We start from the raw sequence: 16,444 nt of genomic DNA on the forward strand, positions 1-16,444 counted from the left end.
AATATAAGGATTATAAGCTTTCTTATTGATATACTGGACTTTACGGAAAAAATCACTATAAGAAATGAGGAATTTATTCAGTATGGAATGGCGTAATATATATCGTGGATTTTGTATGGGCGTTAGTGATTTAATTCCTGGTGTGAGCGGCGGTACAATCGCTGTTGTGTTAGGGATTTATGAACAATTGCTTGCGGCAATTAGTGGATTCTTTAGTCGTGAATGGAAAAAACATTTAGGGTTTTTAATTCCACTTGCAGCTGGTGTGGCAGCAGCGTTTTTAACGTTAAGTCATGTTATTAAATATTTACTTGCAAATCATTATGAACCGACTCAATTTTTCTTCCTCGGTTTAATTATTAGTATATTACCGATGTTAATGAGAGAAGCTGATGCAAAGTCGTCGTTTAAAGGTAAGCACATTGTTTTATTAATAGTTGCAGCAATTCTTGTTGCGATCACAGCTTTCTTTAAACCAGATAAGGCAGCAGATCCAATTACGACGTTAACAATTTTAAATGCAATTGGTTTATTTTTCGCAGGATGGATGGCTAGTATGGCTATGCTACTTCCTGGGATTAGTGGATCGTTTATTTTATTAATTATTGGTGTGTATCCAACAGCAATTAACGCTTTAACTACACTTAACTTACCTTTAATCGTGGTTATCGGTGCTGGTGTTATGGTTGGATTTGTTGTAAGTAGTAAAGGCATTAGTTTTTTATTAGATCGTTATAAAAGTATGACATTTGCGGCAATTATTGGACTAGTTATCGGTTCGATTGTAATTGTGTTCCCTGGTATTCCAACCGGCGGATTTTCAATTATAAGTTCAATTATTACCTTTATTTTAGGATTTGCGATTGTTACTTATTTCGGTAAGAAATAAGGGCTTTAATCCCCTTGGCGATAAAAATCGTTAAGGGGATTTTTCATGCTATTCATTAAAAGTCTAGGCATTTACATTGCTTGTTATGGAAAGCTTTTTTAAAATTGTTGAGTAGCGTATGCTTAGCGAAAGAGGACTGGCTCCTTCGTTGTAGCAAACTGTTTTTGATAGTATAATGAAAGAAGTATGCAGTGAGAAATTTTACTGCAAGTAGCTGAGGTGAAGAAACATGCAAAGAGTGACAAACTGTGTGTTAATTAGAGATAATGAAGTACTCTTACTCCAAAAACCTCGCCGAAATTGGTGGGTTGCACCAGGCGGGAAAATGGAGCGTGGTGAGACTGTAAGAGATTCCGTTGTTCGCGAATATCGCGAAGAAACAGGTATTTATTTGAAAAACCCAGCGTTAAAGGGGGTCTTCACCTTTGTCATCCAAGAAGGTGATAAAGTTGTTTCTGAATGGATGATGTTCTCCTTTTTAGCGACAGATTTTGCAGGAGAAAACAAACTAGAGAGCGAAGAAGGCATCATTGGTTGGCATACATTTGATAAAATTGATGATTTAGCAATGGCGCCAGGAGATTATCACATTATTGATTATTTAATTAAAGGAAATGGCATAATCTACGGTACATTTGTATATACCCCAGATTTTGAGTTGCTTTCATATCGATTAGATCCGAGTTAAACCGTCAAGGAGAGGATACGATGACAGAGAATAATGATATAAAAATGGTAATTATTACAGGGATGTCTGGAGCTGGAAAAACAGTAGCTTTACAAAGTTTTGAAGATTTAGGATATTTTTGTGTAGATAATTTACCACCGATGTTATTGCCAAAGTTTATTGAGCTTATGGCGGATTCAAAAGGGAAAATGAATAAAGTGGCACTTGGTATTGATTTACGTGGCCGCGAGTTTTTCGAGCATTTATGGGGAGCACTTGATGATTTATCAGAACGTACATGGATTATTCCTCATATTTTATTTTTAGATGCGAAAGATAGTACGCTTGTAACTCGTTATAAAGAAACGAGACGTTCGCATCCACTTGCACCAACTGGTTTGCCGTTAAAGGGAATCGAAGCAGAGCGCAATTTATTAACAGATATGAAGGCACGAGCAAATATTGTGCTTGATACATCGGATTTAAAACCGAAAGAATTACGTGAAAAAATTGTTCACTTGTTCTCAACAGAAACTGAGCAAGCATTTCGTGTAAATGTTATGTCATTTGGATTTAAGTACGGTATTCCAATTGATGCAGATTTAGTATTTGATGTTCGTTTTTTACCAAATCCATATTACATTCCACATATGAAGCCATTAACAGGACTAGATGAAGAAGTTTCTTCGTATGTACTGAAATTTAATGAGACACATAAGTTTTTAGAGAAGTTGACGGATCTGATTACTTTCATGCTGCCTCATTATAAAAGAGAAGGCAAAAGTCAACTTGTAATTGCAATTGGATGTACAGGTGGACAGCATCGTTCTGTTACGCTTACAGAATACCTTGGGAAACATTTGAAACCAGAGTATAGTGTTCATGTATCTCATCGTGATGTGGAGAAGAGAAAGGGCCATTAAGGGATGAAAAAAGAGAGAAAGCCTAAAATTGTCATCATGGGAGGCGGAACAGGACTCTCTGTTTTATTAAGAGGATTAAAGCAATATCCTGTTGATATTACAGCAGTTGTTACAATCGCTGATGATGGTGGCAGTTCGGGTCGATTACGTGATGAGCTAGAAATTCCACCTCCAGGTGACATCCGTAACGTACTTGTTGCGTTATCGGATGTAGAGCCACTGGTGGAAGCTTTATTTCAGCACCGTTTCACAACAGGAGACGGACTGAAAGGTCATGCGTTAGGAAATCTATTGTTGGCAGGTATGACCTCGATTACAGGAGACTTTTTCCATGCAATTACGGAAACAAGTAAAGTATTAAATGTCAGAGGACGTGTATTACCAGCAGCGAATCAAAGTGCGGTACTTCATGCGGAACTTGAAGATGGGGAAATTGTAACAGGTGAATCAAAGATTCCTTATTACGGAAAGAAGATTAATCGTGTCTTTTTAACTCCAGAAGATGTAGAGCCATTGCATGAAACGTTGGCTGAGATTAAACGAGCTGATTTACTTGTTTTCGGCCCAGGAAGTTTGTATACGAGTATATTACCCAACTTAGTTGTTAACAAAATTGGGGACGCTGTTCTTGCCGCAAAGGCGAAGAAGGTATATGTATGTAACGTTATGACACAAGCGGGTGAAACGATGGGATATACTGCTTTTGATCATGTGCAGGCGTTACACGATCATTTAGGGCAACCATTTATTAATACTGCAATTGTAAATAACCGTGAGATTCCTTGTGAATTACGTAAGTTATATGAGGAAGAAATGTCTACACCAGTTGTAGTGGATGAAGAACGTTTTGCTGAAAATAATATTGATGTTATTCAAGAGGGATTAGCGAAGTATGATGATCGTGTTGTAAGGCATGATACGTTAAAGTTAGCTTCGATTTTATATTCATTGTTATAAATGTGCGTTGCCTCGTTTGAGGTGGCGCTCCTCATTCATATAGGACAAGAATTTTGTTCCATAATAATCGTATAAGGAGGTGTTGACTGTGTCATTTGCATCAGAAACAAAGAAAGAGTTGACGAATCTTGAAGTGAAAGAATGCTGTGAGAAAGCAGAATTATCGGCGTTACTTCGAATGAACGGATCGCTTTCTTTTTCAAACCGTCGCTTATCTATCGATATTCAAACGGAAAATGCGGCAATTGCAAGAAGGATTTATACGCTTTTGAAAAAAGGATATGACGTGACGGTAGAATTACTTGTTCGTAAAAAAATGCGATTGAAGAAAAATAATGTATATATCGTAAGGCTTGTTGAAAAGTCTCGCGAAATATTAGCCGATCTTCATATCGTTCGAGATGACTTTTCATTTATTCGAAATATATCACAAGAATTGATTGAGAAGAAGTGTTGTAAACGATCGTATTTACGCGGTGCATTTTTAGCAGGTGGTTCAGTAAATAACCCAGAAACATCATCTTATCATTTAGAGATCTTTTCGTTATATAAGGAACATAATGATGCTATATGTGAACTGATGAACGGATTTGATTTAAATAGTAAGACGTTGGAAAGAAGAAAAGGGTACATTACGTATTTGAAAGAAGCGGAGAAAATTACGGAATTTTTAAATATTATTGGTGCTCATAATGCACTTTTAAGGTTTGAAGATATTCGAATCGTACGTGATATGCGTAATTCCGTAAATCGTTTAGTGAACTGCGAAACAGCTAATTTAAATAAAACAATTGGTGCAGCGCTAAGGCAGATTGAAAATATCCGCTATATTGATGAGACGGTTGGTCTTGATATATTGCCAGATAAACTACAAGAGATTGCGCAACTACGAAGAGATTATCAAGATGTAACATTGAAAGAGTTAGGTGAGATGGTATCCGGGGGGAAAATTAGTAAATCGGGTATTAATCATCGTTTGCGTAAAATCGATGAAATTGCAGAGAAATTACGCGCGGGGGAAACGGTAGCAAAAAAATAAGAGGGTAAAGGGGAAATGGAGCTGTGGTTCAAAAACGAGTTCAGGTTTCATTAAAAAACGGTTTACAAGCACGTCCGGCTGCGTTGTTTGTACAAGAGGCAAATCGCTTTCATGCAGATATCTTCATTGAGAAAGATGGAAAGACAGTAAATGCAAAGAGCATAATGGGGATTATGAGCTTAGCAATTGGAACTGGAAGCATGATAACAATTACAACAGAAGGTTCAGATGCAGAAGAGGCTTTAGAAGCATTAGCTGCATATGTACAATAAAGAGCTATCGCGTATATGCGATAGTTTTTTTGTTTTGTTGTTTGTGCGGATTAGCGGGGAGGGGTATTTAGCTGGTTTGTCCTTGTCGGAGATTGTCGGTAAATCGATATGTTGTGTCGAACCGTTGATATATTAAAAAAATCGTTGATATAATTTGAGTTTTGTTCGATATAATTGAAAAATCGTTGATATATTTAGAGGGATACTGGATGGGGTATGTGAGCGGGGAACAATATATAAAAGAAGCGCCCAATTATAGGGCGCTTCCACTTTTAGTTATATCTAGCTCCAGCGGCTAGAATCTCCGGTTGTTTCGCCCCTTCATTCGAGGCAAAAAGCGCCTCGGAATCAGGGGCTCCATCGCCCTGCGATTCTAAACGAGCCGCTTTCGCTTTTAAGTATTAACGATTTGTAAAGATCTTATCGATTAAACCGTATTCTAAAGCTTTTTCAGCTGTCATGAAGTTGTCGCGGTCTGTGTCGCGTTGTAGTACTTCAAGTGGTTGACCAGTGCGGTCAGCAAGAATTTGGTTTAGTTTTTCACGTAAGAATAGGATACGTTTTGCAGCGATTTCGATTTCAGTCGCTTGACCTTGTGCTCCACCAAGTGGTTGGTGAATCATTACTTCACTGTTTGGAAGTGCATAACGTTTTCCTTTTTCACCTGCTGCAAGTAAGAATGCACCCATAGATGCAGCCATACCGATACAGATTGTTGATACTTGTGGTTTAATAAACTGCATTGTATCATAGATTGCCATACCCGCTGTGATAGAACCACCAGGGCTGTTGATGTAGATGTGAATATCTTTTTCTGGATCTTGAGATTCCAAGAATAAAAGCTGGGAAACGATTGAGTTAGCTACGTTGTCATCAATTGCACTACCAAGCATAATGATGCGGTCTTTTAGTAGTCGAGAGTAAATATCGTAAGCGCGTTCTCCACGATTTGTTTGTTCAATTACTGTAGGAATTAAATTCATCTGTTATTTCCTCCTTATAAAGCTTTCTTAGTCTTATAATACAATTATGGTCAATAAAGGTCAAACGAAACCACTTTAAATCAAAAAAATATGTAGTTGTACCATGAAATATTCGCTATGTTTTCGAAATTCCCTGCTTATGTATCTTCAACATCATAACCGAATTACATAAATTTAAACGTTACGAAAACTGGAGGAAAAAGAAAAGAACGCCTTTTAACTGAAGCGTTCTTTCGATAATTAGTCTTTTAAAAGATAGGTTACTTTATTTAAAATCTTTTCGATTTGTTTCGCGTTTTTACTATACATTTCGCTTGCTGATTTCGACTTTGTTTCTAGGGAAAATAGTTCAAGATCAGCATGACATTTTTTTAAAGATGCTAATAATAAAGGTTTGTTTTGAGGAGAAGGCATTTGGAGTTTGTCATTGTAAATGTCGATAGTAAGTTGTCCGTATGAATCCACTTGACCGAGAAAGACATTTTCAATAACAACACCGAGTTTTTCTAATTCTGAATGTAGCCAAGCGCGGTTATGTCCGCTTGCTGAAAGAGGTTCATCTAGTACATTTCCATCCATAATAACAGTTTGCGGTTCTTTTTCATTTGGCACTTTTAAACCGAGATCTTTTGCTGTAAGTGGCTGAGAATCTTTCTTTAATAATACATTTAATTCTCCACTCGGTTCTAAGACAGCAAATTCGACTTCAGCTATACTGAATGCACCATTTCCTCTAAGAAGTTCAAGTAACTCATCACTTGTATATTTCTCTTTCTTTAAATTATCCTCAAGTACTTTGCCATCTTTTATTAACACTGTAGACTTCCCTTCAAAAAAATCTCTAGCCGTTTTGTTTTTTAGGGAGAGAATTCCGACAAAGAAGGGTACTGAGGCGAAAATAAGTATGGCAAAGACACCGTGGAAAAACTTTTGATCAAGCCCTGTAGCTATCTGAGCGGCGATATCGCCAATTGTCATTCCTGCTATGTATTCAAAAAAGGAAAGCTGAGAGATTTGCCTTTTTCCTAAGCACTTTGTAATAGTGAATAAAATGATTAATATGAATACAGAGCGAAGGATAACAAGTGTCCATTCCGGCAGGTGAGACATAGTCATTTCCTCCAGTCTACTTAAAACCCTTTATATTGAGGTTCTTCACGTTCTAATAATGAAACCCTATCCTGTAAATCAGCGATGATGCTGTCCATTTCTAACATACATTCATGAAATACGCGTTTTGCTTCATCGTCTGTAGAGTTTAGCGAAAGGGAACTTAAGCTTGCTTGAGCTCCCCTTACACTAGCGAGGCAAGTTTTTACGCTAGCAATAACAGTCATATAAACACCTCTTATCCTTTCGGTTTGAATAACAATGCTCCAATGAAGCCGAAAATAATAGCTGCTGATACACCGGCGCTCGTTACTTTAAACATGCCGGTAATAACGCCAACGATGCCATGTTTTGCAGCTTCTTCCATTGCGCCATGAACGAGGGCATTACCGAAGCTTGTAATAGGTACGGTTGCCCCAGCTCCAGCGAAATCAATTAATGGTTCATACAAATTGAATCCATCTAATATAGCTCCGGCAACGACGAGTGTTGCCATTGTATGAGCTGGTGTTAGTTTGCCGACATCAAACATAAGTTGGCCGATTACACATATGAGTCCGCCGATGACGAAAGCCCAGAAAAAAATCATTGCGTTGCACCTCCAAATTCAATCGAAACGGCGTGAGCGATACACGGAATCGTTTCTTCTTGTTGGAATGTAAGTGGAGATAGTAAAGCGCCTGTCGCAACGACAAGTATTTTTTTGAACTCTCCTCTTTTCATTCGGTTTAATAAATGACCGTATACGACTGTTGCGGAACATCCAGGCCCGCTAGCACCAGCTATGACAGGTTGTCCTTCTCTATAAATGATAATTCCGCAATCTTGAAACTGTTCGCTCGTTACTTTGGTTCCATGCTTATGTAGTAAATCGTAAGCAATTTCGCGACCGACATGGCCAAGATCACCAGTCACGATTAGGTCATAGTAAGAGGCATCGATTTGTCGTTCGCGTAAATGGGCTTCGATTGTATCAACTGCAGCTGGAGCCATCGCGCCCCCCATATTAAAAGGGTCTGTTAATCCCATATCAATAACTCGCCCAATCGTTGCAGAGGTTACTCTTGGACCATGTCCAGTATCGCTTAAAATGGCGGCTCCTGCTCCGGTTACTGTCCACTGTGCAGTAGGTGGCTTTTGTCCGCCGTATTCGGTAGGATAGCGGAATTGTTTTTCTACAGCTGTATTATGACTGGATGCACCAGTTAATAAATATTTTGCGCCTTTTGCATTTACGATACTTGCCCCAAGTGCTAAACCTTCCATAGAAGTAGAACAAGCCCCGAATAATCCGAGATAAGGAGTGCCAAGTGTCCGGCAAGCAAAGCTTGTTGGAGTAATTTGATTGATTAAATCTCCTGCAAGTACAAATTGAATATCATCTTTACGAAGTTCTGCTTTTTCAGTAGCACGACTACAAGCTTCTTCGAATAAAATTTTATGTGCTTTTTCATAGGAATCTTGTCCGAGCCATAAATCTTCATGAAGGATATCGAAGTCTTCTGGGATGTTCCCCTTTGCTTCAAATGGTCCACCGACAACCCCTGTTGAGATAATGACTGGTTTGTTTTCAAATACCCACGTTCGGTGTCCTTGTAACATTTATAGCCCTCCCCATTGAACGAGAATCGTTTTAATAAGTGCGATGACGAAAGCGGAAAATACACCAAATAAAATAACAGAACCAGCTAGTTTAAACATATTGCCGCCAACGCCAAGGACAAATCCTTCCGTTCGATGCTCAATACATGCGGCAATAACAGAGTTACCAAATCCAGTAACAGGTACAGCTGTACCAGCACCAGCAAACTGTCCAAAACGATCGTATATACCAAATCCAGTTAGTAACATAGAAATGAAAATAAGAGTTGCGACTGTCGGATTTCCTGCTGAGCGTTCAGTGAAATCAAAATATGTGATGTAAAAAGTAGAAATGAGTTGTCCGATGAAGCAAATAAAACCACCGACGAAAAAGGCTTTTATACAATTTTTTAAGACAGGTCGTTTCGGTTCGCGTTCTTGTTCGAATTTTTTATACTCCTGTTGTACAGGGGTTAAGTTTTTATCTTTACTAGACATTGCAATCCTTCCTTTTCTTTTAAAAAGCGTTAAGTGTTAGACTCCATTTTTTTACCAATGAATTTTAATTGTTTATTAATTTCATCTTTAGATACTTCTTTTTCCTTAATTTTTCTTTCGAGTTTTTCGAGTAACATAAAGATTTTTTTATCTGTACTGACACGAACATCGAAAGTAGGATGCTCATCACTTAGCTGCTTTTGAAGCTTTTTACGAAGAGGTTTTAATCCAAACCTTTCGTGATGCTCAGGTGTAACTGCTATGTAGAGATCTAAATTTGAATTCACTGCTGTGCTTTTTATAATTTCATCCATAGCGAGAGCTCTTTTCTTCGCTCCTTGTGATATAGATTGATTAAAGGATTCCGTACTCGTCTTTGTTAACTTTGGACCTTTTTCTTTCTCCGTTCGTTTTGCTTCTTCTTTCACTTTTTTATCTAAAGGACTATTATCACATCCGGTAAAAGAGCTAAATAGAAGTGCAAATAATGCGGTTATGAGGCCGAGTTTTCGCATAATTATCATTCCATTTCTATTGCAATATGTAATGTGATAGAAAAAGGATGACTGCATATCATCCTTTTTCTATTTCACAGCAAGACTGATTCGTTATTGCTGTGAGTATTGTGGTTCTTCTTGTTGGACTTCTTCAACGCGTGGGTTTAAAGAATCGATAATCGTTTGTGTTTGCTGCGCAGCTGTTTGGAAAAGTTGCTTAGCTTGTTGGTTATCCGTATCAAGAGCGAATCCCTCTAAGCTAGCTTGTGCACTTTTTAATCCAGAAACAGTTTGCTTTAATTTTGTAATTACAGTCATTGAATGAAGCCCCCTTTGGAATATCAATTCAAAGATTATAATTTGTGAGTTGGGGTGAATTTATGATTGGAAAATTTAGGGGTGGAATAGATTTTATATGCTTTTAGCTAAGATGCATAAGGTATTACGGGGATATTTTTATTGATTTAGATGGATTTTATTGCTATTATTATGAGAAGAAAATGAAGTGTTTTCTATAATCATGCGCCCATAGCTCAGTCGGATAGAGCGGTGGTTTCCGGTACCACGTCTGCCGGGGGTTCGAATCCCTCTGGGCGCGTCAAATACCGTGAAAGCCTTACTGTATCTATATTCCTTTGCGAAACCTTTTGGATAAACGTCATGTATTATACGTAATGATGACACGTTCTAGTCTAAAACGGAAAGGTTTATGATATTAAGTAAGTGTCACTCAATAACGTTAATAACACGTAGAAAAAATAGTAGTAAGATTAGGGAAACCCCTTGTATGTGATTAGAAATAATCGTGTACAGGGGGTTTTTTCGTTATGAAAAGAGTTAAAAGACGTGCGATTGGAAAGCGTCGTGACATCGATACAGATACCGTTCTTTTTAAGCCTTCTATTACGGTTAATAGGGCGTTAGAACGTGTTATGGATATTTATGTGTCAGAAGGATACAGAGAACGTACTATAAGCGATTATAGAATGTTTTGGTCGGAGTTCATTAATGTTATTAATCGTCAACTTATTACCGAAGTTACGAAAGAAGATATAAGGAAATATGTGAATCATTTATTGAAAATTAGAAAGTTATCGCCTGTAACGGTTAATATTCGATTGTCTGCTATTAGGGCGATTTTTAATCGTTTAGAAAAAGAAACGGTTATCGAAAACAATCCCGTGATGGGTGTTAGAAAATTAAAAGTCGATGAACAAAAGATTTATACTTTGACCGACAATCAAATAAAACGTCTATTTGCGATGGTCGATAAGACCTCTTATGCAGGATATAGGGATTATGTAGCCATGTTAGTAATGCTTAAATGTGGTTTACGTATTAACGAAATTAATGCCTTAGAAATCGACGACGTTGATTTTGATAACGGGGTTATTTTATTACCGGGTAGGAAAAACAAGAACCGAAAGAGTCGAGTAATTCCAATGTCTAAAAAAGTTCAAAATGAATTAGCCCAACTAGTAACAGAAACAGGAGAGTATTTTGAAGGACTAGGAACATCTGTATTCGTTAACTCGTTTGGTGACCCTTTGAATCCTGACCATATACGAAAAAGAATGAACTACTATGGGAAAGAAGCAAGTTTAACAAAAGAATGTAGATGTTCACCACATAGTTTACGCCACACGTTTGCAGTTAACTTTTTAAAGAATGGTGGAGACATAAGAACGTTGAGTCTTATTTTAGGTCACAGTGATTTATCGACCACACAAGTATACCTAAGTTATTCGGATACCCACGTAGTTGAACAGTATATGAAGGCTAGTGATAACGATGATTTAGAGGTTTAGCACAAAGGAAAAAGTCACCCACGGCAATGGATGACTCGAAATTGAAAATTACGTTTTAAAACTAAATAGCGGATATTTCGCATACCTAGCACTTGTATTATACCATTTTTTAAAAATGGGTAGCAAGGGGTGTAGTTTCCTATTGTCTTTTTTAGATAATTAGAAGCGTTGGTGTACGGTGATTCCGAACGTGGAATTGCCTGAAACCACGTAAATAAAAACTGATTGGATAGCCCACGTTCGTGCAGAGAGTACAAGTCATACTCTTACAAAGGGGGCAACCCGCAATGGATTCCTATTCATTCGTTGCGGGTAGGTGAGAACTACCTTTAAAGGTTCGGGTGGTAGCCATTAGCATTGCGGTGCTTGGGAACACGTTCAGCTTGTCGCACAGGGGTGGCTTTGTGTAGAGGACAAGCCTTAGGCAAAGGGCGTGTACGGTGAAAGCTGTTAAGTGAATAGGGTCTAAATGCGTACGGAATACTGACAAAGCAAGGCATGGCAAAACATAGACGCTTATCTCTCCTATTCTGTTAGATTACTTTTTGTAGTCTTTCAGCATAGGGGATAAGTCTGCCGTCAGCAGCCGTTTGCCTAACTTCGCTTCGGCATGATAAAAACCGTAAGACCTTAAAGTCAAGAGATTAAACAAAACTAACCACGGATAGTGGAATATATAAGCAACTACCACCAACGGCGATAGAGAAGAACGGGACTTATGCCAAACGTAGAGTAAGAACTATATAGGTGGAGGACGAAAAAAGGACGTTTAGTATTCAATACTAAACGCCAAAAGTGAATAGATAAATTAAGATAAGAACATAGAAGGGAGAGAGATTCCCTTACTTATTATGAGTATATCATAGAATCAGGTTATAAATAATATTAAGAATTAAAAATAAAATGATGGTGGGTTTGTTAATCGTTGGGGGAGGAAAGCCCGTAGGGACAACAAACGATAGTGCGTTAGAAGATGATTAGCAATGTAATGATACGTAAATCAAAAGATAATTGTGTCAGAATGCGTCTCTCGGTGATTCAAATTAGGGAGTTTGGTTAGACTAGGGAAGACAACAATCCCTAGCCGGATTAATGTTTGCGTTTGTAAACTTTGAGTTGAAATATTGAAAAATACTCAACTTTATATGTATAATGAAGATGCGAAATCGATTTTGATTCACTGTTGACGAACGCTTGTTTTCTAAGTAACATAGGTAGGTTCGTCTGATTATTTCTATCGGTTTTCGGATATTACTTAGGTAATATTTTAGATTAGTGTATAAAAAAGCACCTCAAGTGCAGCGAACACTGAGATGCTTTTAATAAAAAATATTTTCCACATGAGTTGATGCGACTTACTAGGATTATTTCTTTAAATTAACAATGCCTAGTACGACAGTAAAAATTGCACACAAAGCCATTACTGTTGGTAAATGCATACACTCACCTACTTTCTAAAAAGCTTTTCGTACGCCAATACGAAAGGCTTTTTTCTTTACTCTATTATTGTAGCGTAAATTACCTAGAGAAAAAAAGAACAATTTCTCAATTATATGAAAACATCCATATAAATTTATGCATCTGTAATAGAGGGTTTTATGTTGTTACTTCTTGATGTCTTCCCCTATTATATTACGTTTCAAAAACAGACCCAAGATATATGTATAAAATCTTTATTTTTTATTTTTACTTTTCGATACGACAGTCGATTTTTTTAATACAATGACTATGAAACAACATTGTAAAACTCATGTCAATAAAGTGCTTTTCAAAAAAGTCGTTAACATATTCCCCCCTATTTTTCTGTCATAAAACAGTAAATGCTGAAGAGATTTTTTTCTCTCTTACTTATCATTGTAGACAAAAAAACTAGCATTTGTACACGTCTATGTTTATTTGTTCCAGATAACTCAAATTTTGATACCTTTATAAGAACTATCTCTCAAGAATGCTGAATTGTGTTCATCCTGATATGAAACACTGTCCTTTGTTCTTGTGTGATTGATAATGTGATTTATACCGCATAGAATCAGTGTTTTATAGGGGAGGGCATCACAAACGGGAGTGTCCTATAATTTGTGATTGATAAGGGATAAAATGGAAGGATGTATTGGGAATGAGGGAATGGGAGAATTTAGGTGAAAATCCCACAAGAACAACGTGATTTTTGGATATAGTTTTAAACGTTGATATAACAACAATGAAAGCGTATGAAAAAATCTTTACAAAAACTTAACATTTATTTTCTTGTAAAGAACGGCTTTGGTTGGGGCTTGTATATAGAGAGAGTTAAACGTTATAAGTAAACGAAAATAAATAAACGTTATTAAAAACAAAATGCTTTAGCATTAAGCTTTAGCTTATAATCTTTTATCTTTAATGAATACGTGTGTCTATCTTACGATAAACCGTTATTAAAGATAAAAGATACAATTCGACCTAAAGGTCTCATTGGGGCTATCGCCCTTGTTTGTTTAAAAGAAAAAGATTAATTATCTATTTCCAACAAACTACAAGATAAATGATAAGAGTTGCCTTCTCTTTGTTGCTGAATTAATATTTCCTCCTTACCTCGTGGTGCATCCATGGGGTTCTTTTTTTATGCCCAAAAATATTTTCACAAATAATATAAAAAGTTTCATTTTTCTCTTGTATTCGGGGGCTTTAGTATGCCTATTAGTTGAGGAAGTCTTACACTACTTCCCAATCAATCATTTCCGATAGAGTTATTACTATTGGTAAAAAATCCTTCCTAAAATGGGCAGACGTAATGTAGGAGTTGCGTCTGTCCTTTTTCCTATTAGTGAAAATCAATTTGCATATAAAAACGGAGGTTACGTTATGGAACAAAAAGAACTGAAAATACCAGTTATGTTGAATCACACTACAATCGGTATTTTACGAAAAATCAAAGGTGTTACGGCTTCTCAACTGGCGGAGAGAATGTTTGTCGGTCATTCGTCTTTAAAGAAAGTAGAAAGCGGATTTACGCCAATTACGGATTTAATGAATGTGCGTTTATGGAAAGGTTTAGCGGGGCTTGGTTATTCCGTTGAAGAGATTTATGTAATAAACGAATTCGTAGACCACAAAGGGGGCGTTGTTAATTGAAGCAACGTAAATTAACACCACAACAATTAGAACTCTTAACGCAAGTATTTGAACGCCAAAGGGCGGGCGAGAGTGTTACGGCTATTGCTAAAGACATGAACCTAGACCGCCGAACCATTTACTATTGGCGTCAACGTCCAGAGTGGGTAGAACTGGAGAAGGAATTGCGAAGACGTCTTATTGAAGATGCAAACGAAGCGGTTATGGAGACACTTGCTAAAAATGCGATGGTGGGGAAGTCACCAAAATGGGTCGAGTTATACCTTAAAGCGACTGGACAACTCAAAGACGTTTCAGAGGTTCAAACACATCAACAAATCAATATCGTACAAGACGGCGTGTCAGACGATTTATTTGCCGAACTTGATGAATTATTGCGGGGGTAACTAAATGTTTAAAAAGACAGTATTAGCAGAAGCAGAACAAGTAGTAACAAAGACAGCAGCGGAACGCAATAAGCTACATATCCGTCTTATTCAATTAAACGGTGAAATAGCTTATTTACAAAGCGAGATTGCATCGGGTAACGCAAGTCTTCAAGATACGTTAAATGAACGGCTAGCGGAGAAAGCCACCGTTGAAACGGAATTGAATCGCCTTAATGGTGCGTTTCTATCTGAATTGAAGTCGATGCGTGACGACCTGTTACGTGAAAGATTAGCGGTTCTGAAATTTGGCAAAGACCGACAGGAAAGCCTTGCAAGTGAGATTAAACGACTGAAAGTGGATTACCTAAAGAAAGTCATGGCATTAAAGGAACAAGCGGACGATACGTTTGCAGATGTGAGTTCTTACGATGAAATTATGAAATTCATTGGTCAAAATCCGGTAGACGTAACGGCAACAATCGTTTATCCGTTCCCAGTAGCAGACGGAGAAGGTCGTTATCAGCCGTACGTTACAAAGCAAGAAATTGGTGCGGCGTATGAAGGGAATTTACCTTACGCTACCAGACAATACGAAATAAATTATATGAAATCGCCATATACGCGATAATTAAACTGGAGGAATTAAACTATGAATACAACACATACTGGAACATTATCGGCATACGAAATGCTATCTGTTGCGTACAATCGAGGACTTACACAATCCGAAAAGATGGAAGCTGTAACACAGCTTGAAGCACGCAAGAAGCAGCAAGCAGGGGAAACGGTACAAGGTATTAATCCATTGATGTTAAGTCAAGCGTACGGCGAATCTACGTCACGTCGCGAAGAGAAGGAACAAGCGGCGGAACTTGAAGCAAAGATGAAGAGACTAGCGGACTTAGAAGCGAAAGCACAGGCGGCCCAAGAAGCACACATACAAAAGCAACAACAGGAAGCAAGGTTAGAACGTTTAGCACACTTGGAACAAGCTGAAAAAGCTGGTTTAATTTAATAGGCGTATGGAAGAAATTCATAACAAATCTAAGCAATAGATACTAGTAGCAGAGAGGATGACATTTACATGTCGTTCTCTCCCTTTTTTTTATAGAAATGGTTCGAATTCTCGACAATAATCCATCCTATAGTTATTAATGTTATAGAAAATAATCTAAGACCCAATCTATACACATAATCTAAATCTTTAAGATAAAAGAAAGATAATATCCCTATAACAGCACCAATTATCCCAATAATCAAACCTTTATATTTTTGTAAAAACATATAGTTACCCCTTTTGTATAAATTTAATATTCCGTATATTTAATGATACATAATTTGGAAGTAAATTAAAAGAAATAATTTCCATAAAACGTACTAAGCACGTAACAGATTTCAATTTGATGTTTGTGCGAAGAAGCCGAGGAATCCGCACCATTACTGGATTTGTAGACAATCGCGAATGGCAGGAATGAAGGGAATTGTGAAAGGAATCGGGAATTATTGCAAGTCATATTTGCATACAATTGAATGACGTATTCAAAATAACTACCTATAACATTGGTTATGTAAACTAAAAGATAGTGAAATGCCCTTTTATCAAGGGATTGGTATTTTGTTGTTAGTTTTTCGTTATGCAATATTTTATACATTGTTGTTAAATCAACGTTTTCAAAGAAGGGATTCCTTAGTTTCTTCGCTACACGATGAATAAACTGAAAATTCTTTCATGGGTTATTTT

General features: G+C 37.3%; 20 protein-coding genes and 1 tRNA gene. 12 read left to right on the top strand and 9 right to left on the bottom strand.

Going from position 1 to position 16,444, the window contains the following annotated elements:
* Window positions 1-82: 82 nt before the first annotated feature.
* The 6 genes from ACS2FK_RS10855 to ACS2FK_RS10880 all read left to right on the top strand — a co-directional run bounded on the left by ACS2FK_RS10855 (window position 83) and on the right by ACS2FK_RS10880 (window position 4,747).
* Window positions 83-889, top strand: a complete 807-nt coding sequence (locus tag ACS2FK_RS10855; RefSeq protein ID WP_000455196.1) for a DUF368 domain-containing protein — start codon at window positions 83-85, stop codon at window positions 887-889.
* A gap of 229 nt (window positions 890-1,118) precedes the next feature.
* Window positions 1,119-1,577 (top strand): NUDIX hydrolase, encoded by a 459-nt coding sequence (locus ACS2FK_RS10860; RefSeq protein WP_001190080.1) that lies wholly within the window; start codon window positions 1,119-1,121, stop codon window positions 1,575-1,577.
* A gap of 20 nt (window positions 1,578-1,597) precedes the next feature.
* Complete coding sequence (gene rapZ, locus ACS2FK_RS10865) at window positions 1,598-2,479, top strand: RNase adapter RapZ (RefSeq protein ID WP_000138459.1); 882 nt, start codon at window positions 1,598-1,600, stop codon at window positions 2,477-2,479.
* A gap of 3 nt (window positions 2,480-2,482) precedes the next feature.
* On the top strand, window positions 2,483-3,436 hold the full coding sequence (locus ACS2FK_RS10870; RefSeq protein ID WP_000712187.1) for a gluconeogenesis factor YvcK family protein: 954 nt from the start codon (window positions 2,483-2,485) through the stop codon (window positions 3,434-3,436).
* A gap of 88 nt (window positions 3,437-3,524) precedes the next feature.
* Entirely contained in the window at window positions 3,525-4,475 is a 951-nt protein-coding gene (whiA, locus tag ACS2FK_RS10875; RefSeq protein ID WP_000006566.1) for a DNA-binding protein WhiA, read from the top strand.
* 23 nt (window positions 4,476-4,498) lie between these two features.
* Window positions 4,499-4,747: an HPr family phosphocarrier protein gene (locus ACS2FK_RS10880; RefSeq protein ID WP_000250307.1), complete on the top strand. Its 249-nt coding sequence runs from the start codon at window positions 4,499-4,501 to the stop codon at window positions 4,745-4,747.
* Window positions 4,748-5,148: 401 nt separating this feature from the next.
* Here the strand turns inward: ACS2FK_RS10880 and clpP are convergent, their stop codons facing one another.
* From clpP to ACS2FK_RS10920, 8 genes are all read right to left on the bottom strand, one after another.
* Window positions 5,149-5,730, bottom strand: coding sequence for an ATP-dependent Clp endopeptidase proteolytic subunit ClpP (gene clpP, locus ACS2FK_RS10885; RefSeq protein WP_001049162.1), 582 nt, complete (start codon window positions 5,728-5,730; stop codon window positions 5,149-5,151).
* Between the two features lie 240 nt (window positions 5,731-5,970).
* Window positions 5,971-6,840 carry a DUF421 domain-containing protein gene (locus tag ACS2FK_RS10890; RefSeq protein WP_063549021.1) on the bottom strand — a complete coding sequence of 290 codons (870 nt, stop codon included), beginning with the start codon at window positions 6,838-6,840 and terminating at the stop codon, window positions 5,971-5,973.
* A 20-nt stretch (window positions 6,841-6,860) separates the two neighbouring features.
* Complete coding sequence (locus tag ACS2FK_RS10895; RefSeq protein ID WP_000215913.1) at window positions 6,861-7,067, bottom strand: DUF1657 domain-containing protein; 207 nt, start codon at window positions 7,065-7,067, stop codon at window positions 6,861-6,863.
* An 11-nt stretch (window positions 7,068-7,078) separates the two neighbouring features.
* Window positions 7,079-7,429, bottom strand: coding sequence for a stage V sporulation protein AE (gene spoVAE / locus ACS2FK_RS10900; RefSeq protein ID WP_000575919.1), 351 nt, complete (start codon window positions 7,427-7,429; stop codon window positions 7,079-7,081).
* Window positions 7,426-8,442 (bottom strand): stage V sporulation protein AD, encoded by a 1,017-nt coding sequence (gene spoVAD, locus ACS2FK_RS10905; protein WP_000938970.1) that lies wholly within the window; start codon window positions 8,440-8,442, stop codon window positions 7,426-7,428. The genes spoVAE and spoVAD overlap by 4 nt, the downstream gene beginning before the upstream one ends.
* Window positions 8,443-8,919 carry a stage V sporulation protein AC gene (spoVAC, locus tag ACS2FK_RS10910; RefSeq protein WP_000095399.1) on the bottom strand — a complete coding sequence of 159 codons (477 nt, stop codon included), beginning with the start codon at window positions 8,917-8,919 and terminating at the stop codon, window positions 8,443-8,445.
* Window positions 8,920-8,948: 29 nt separating this feature from the next.
* Complete coding sequence (locus ACS2FK_RS10915; RefSeq protein ID WP_001228545.1) at window positions 8,949-9,434, bottom strand: YhcN/YlaJ family sporulation lipoprotein; 486 nt, start codon at window positions 9,432-9,434, stop codon at window positions 8,949-8,951.
* Window positions 9,435-9,527: 93 nt separating this feature from the next.
* A complete protein-coding gene (locus tag ACS2FK_RS10920; RefSeq protein ID WP_000216166.1) occupies window positions 9,528-9,734 on the bottom strand; it encodes a DUF1657 domain-containing protein in 207 nt (68 codons plus the stop codon).
* Window positions 9,735-9,938: 204 nt separating this feature from the next.
* Between ACS2FK_RS10920 and ACS2FK_RS10925 the strand changes: the two genes are divergently transcribed.
* From ACS2FK_RS10925 to ACS2FK_RS10950, 6 genes are all read left to right on the top strand, one after another.
* Window positions 9,939-10,014 (top strand) — tRNA-Arg (locus tag ACS2FK_RS10925).
* A 229-nt stretch (window positions 10,015-10,243) separates the two neighbouring features.
* Window positions 10,244-11,224, top strand: coding sequence for a tyrosine-type recombinase/integrase (locus tag ACS2FK_RS10930; protein WP_063549019.1), 981 nt, complete (start codon window positions 10,244-10,246; stop codon window positions 11,222-11,224).
* 2,841 nt (window positions 11,225-14,065) lie between these two features.
* Window positions 14,066-14,335 (top strand): helix-turn-helix domain-containing protein, encoded by a 270-nt coding sequence (locus ACS2FK_RS10935; protein WP_063549017.1) that lies wholly within the window; start codon window positions 14,066-14,068, stop codon window positions 14,333-14,335.
* Window positions 14,332-14,721 (top strand): phBC6A51 family helix-turn-helix protein, encoded by a 390-nt coding sequence (locus ACS2FK_RS10940; RefSeq protein WP_063549015.1) that lies wholly within the window; start codon window positions 14,332-14,334, stop codon window positions 14,719-14,721. Before ACS2FK_RS10935 ends, ACS2FK_RS10940 begins: the two co-directional genes overlap by 4 nt.
* 4 nt (window positions 14,722-14,725) lie before the next feature.
* The gene (locus ACS2FK_RS10945) at window positions 14,726-15,331 is read left to right on the top strand and encodes a hypothetical protein (RefSeq protein WP_063549013.1); all 606 of its coding nucleotides are present in this window, start codon (window positions 14,726-14,728) and stop codon (window positions 15,329-15,331) included.
* A gap of 21 nt (window positions 15,332-15,352) precedes the next feature.
* On the top strand, window positions 15,353-15,718 hold the full coding sequence (locus tag ACS2FK_RS10950) for a hypothetical protein (RefSeq protein ID WP_063549011.1): 366 nt from the start codon (window positions 15,353-15,355) through the stop codon (window positions 15,716-15,718).
* A 65-nt stretch (window positions 15,719-15,783) separates the two neighbouring features.
* Here the strand turns inward: ACS2FK_RS10950 and ACS2FK_RS10955 are convergent, their stop codons facing one another.
* A complete protein-coding gene (locus ACS2FK_RS10955; RefSeq protein ID WP_063549009.1) occupies window positions 15,784-15,987 on the bottom strand; it encodes a hypothetical protein in 204 nt (67 codons plus the stop codon).
* Window positions 15,988-16,444 lie beyond the last annotated feature (457 nt).

It is taken from the genome of Bacillus cereus group sp. BceL220 (assembly GCF_051776965.1).
GTDB lineage: Bacteria > Bacillota > Bacilli > Bacillales > Bacillaceae_G > Bacillus_A > Bacillus_A cereus.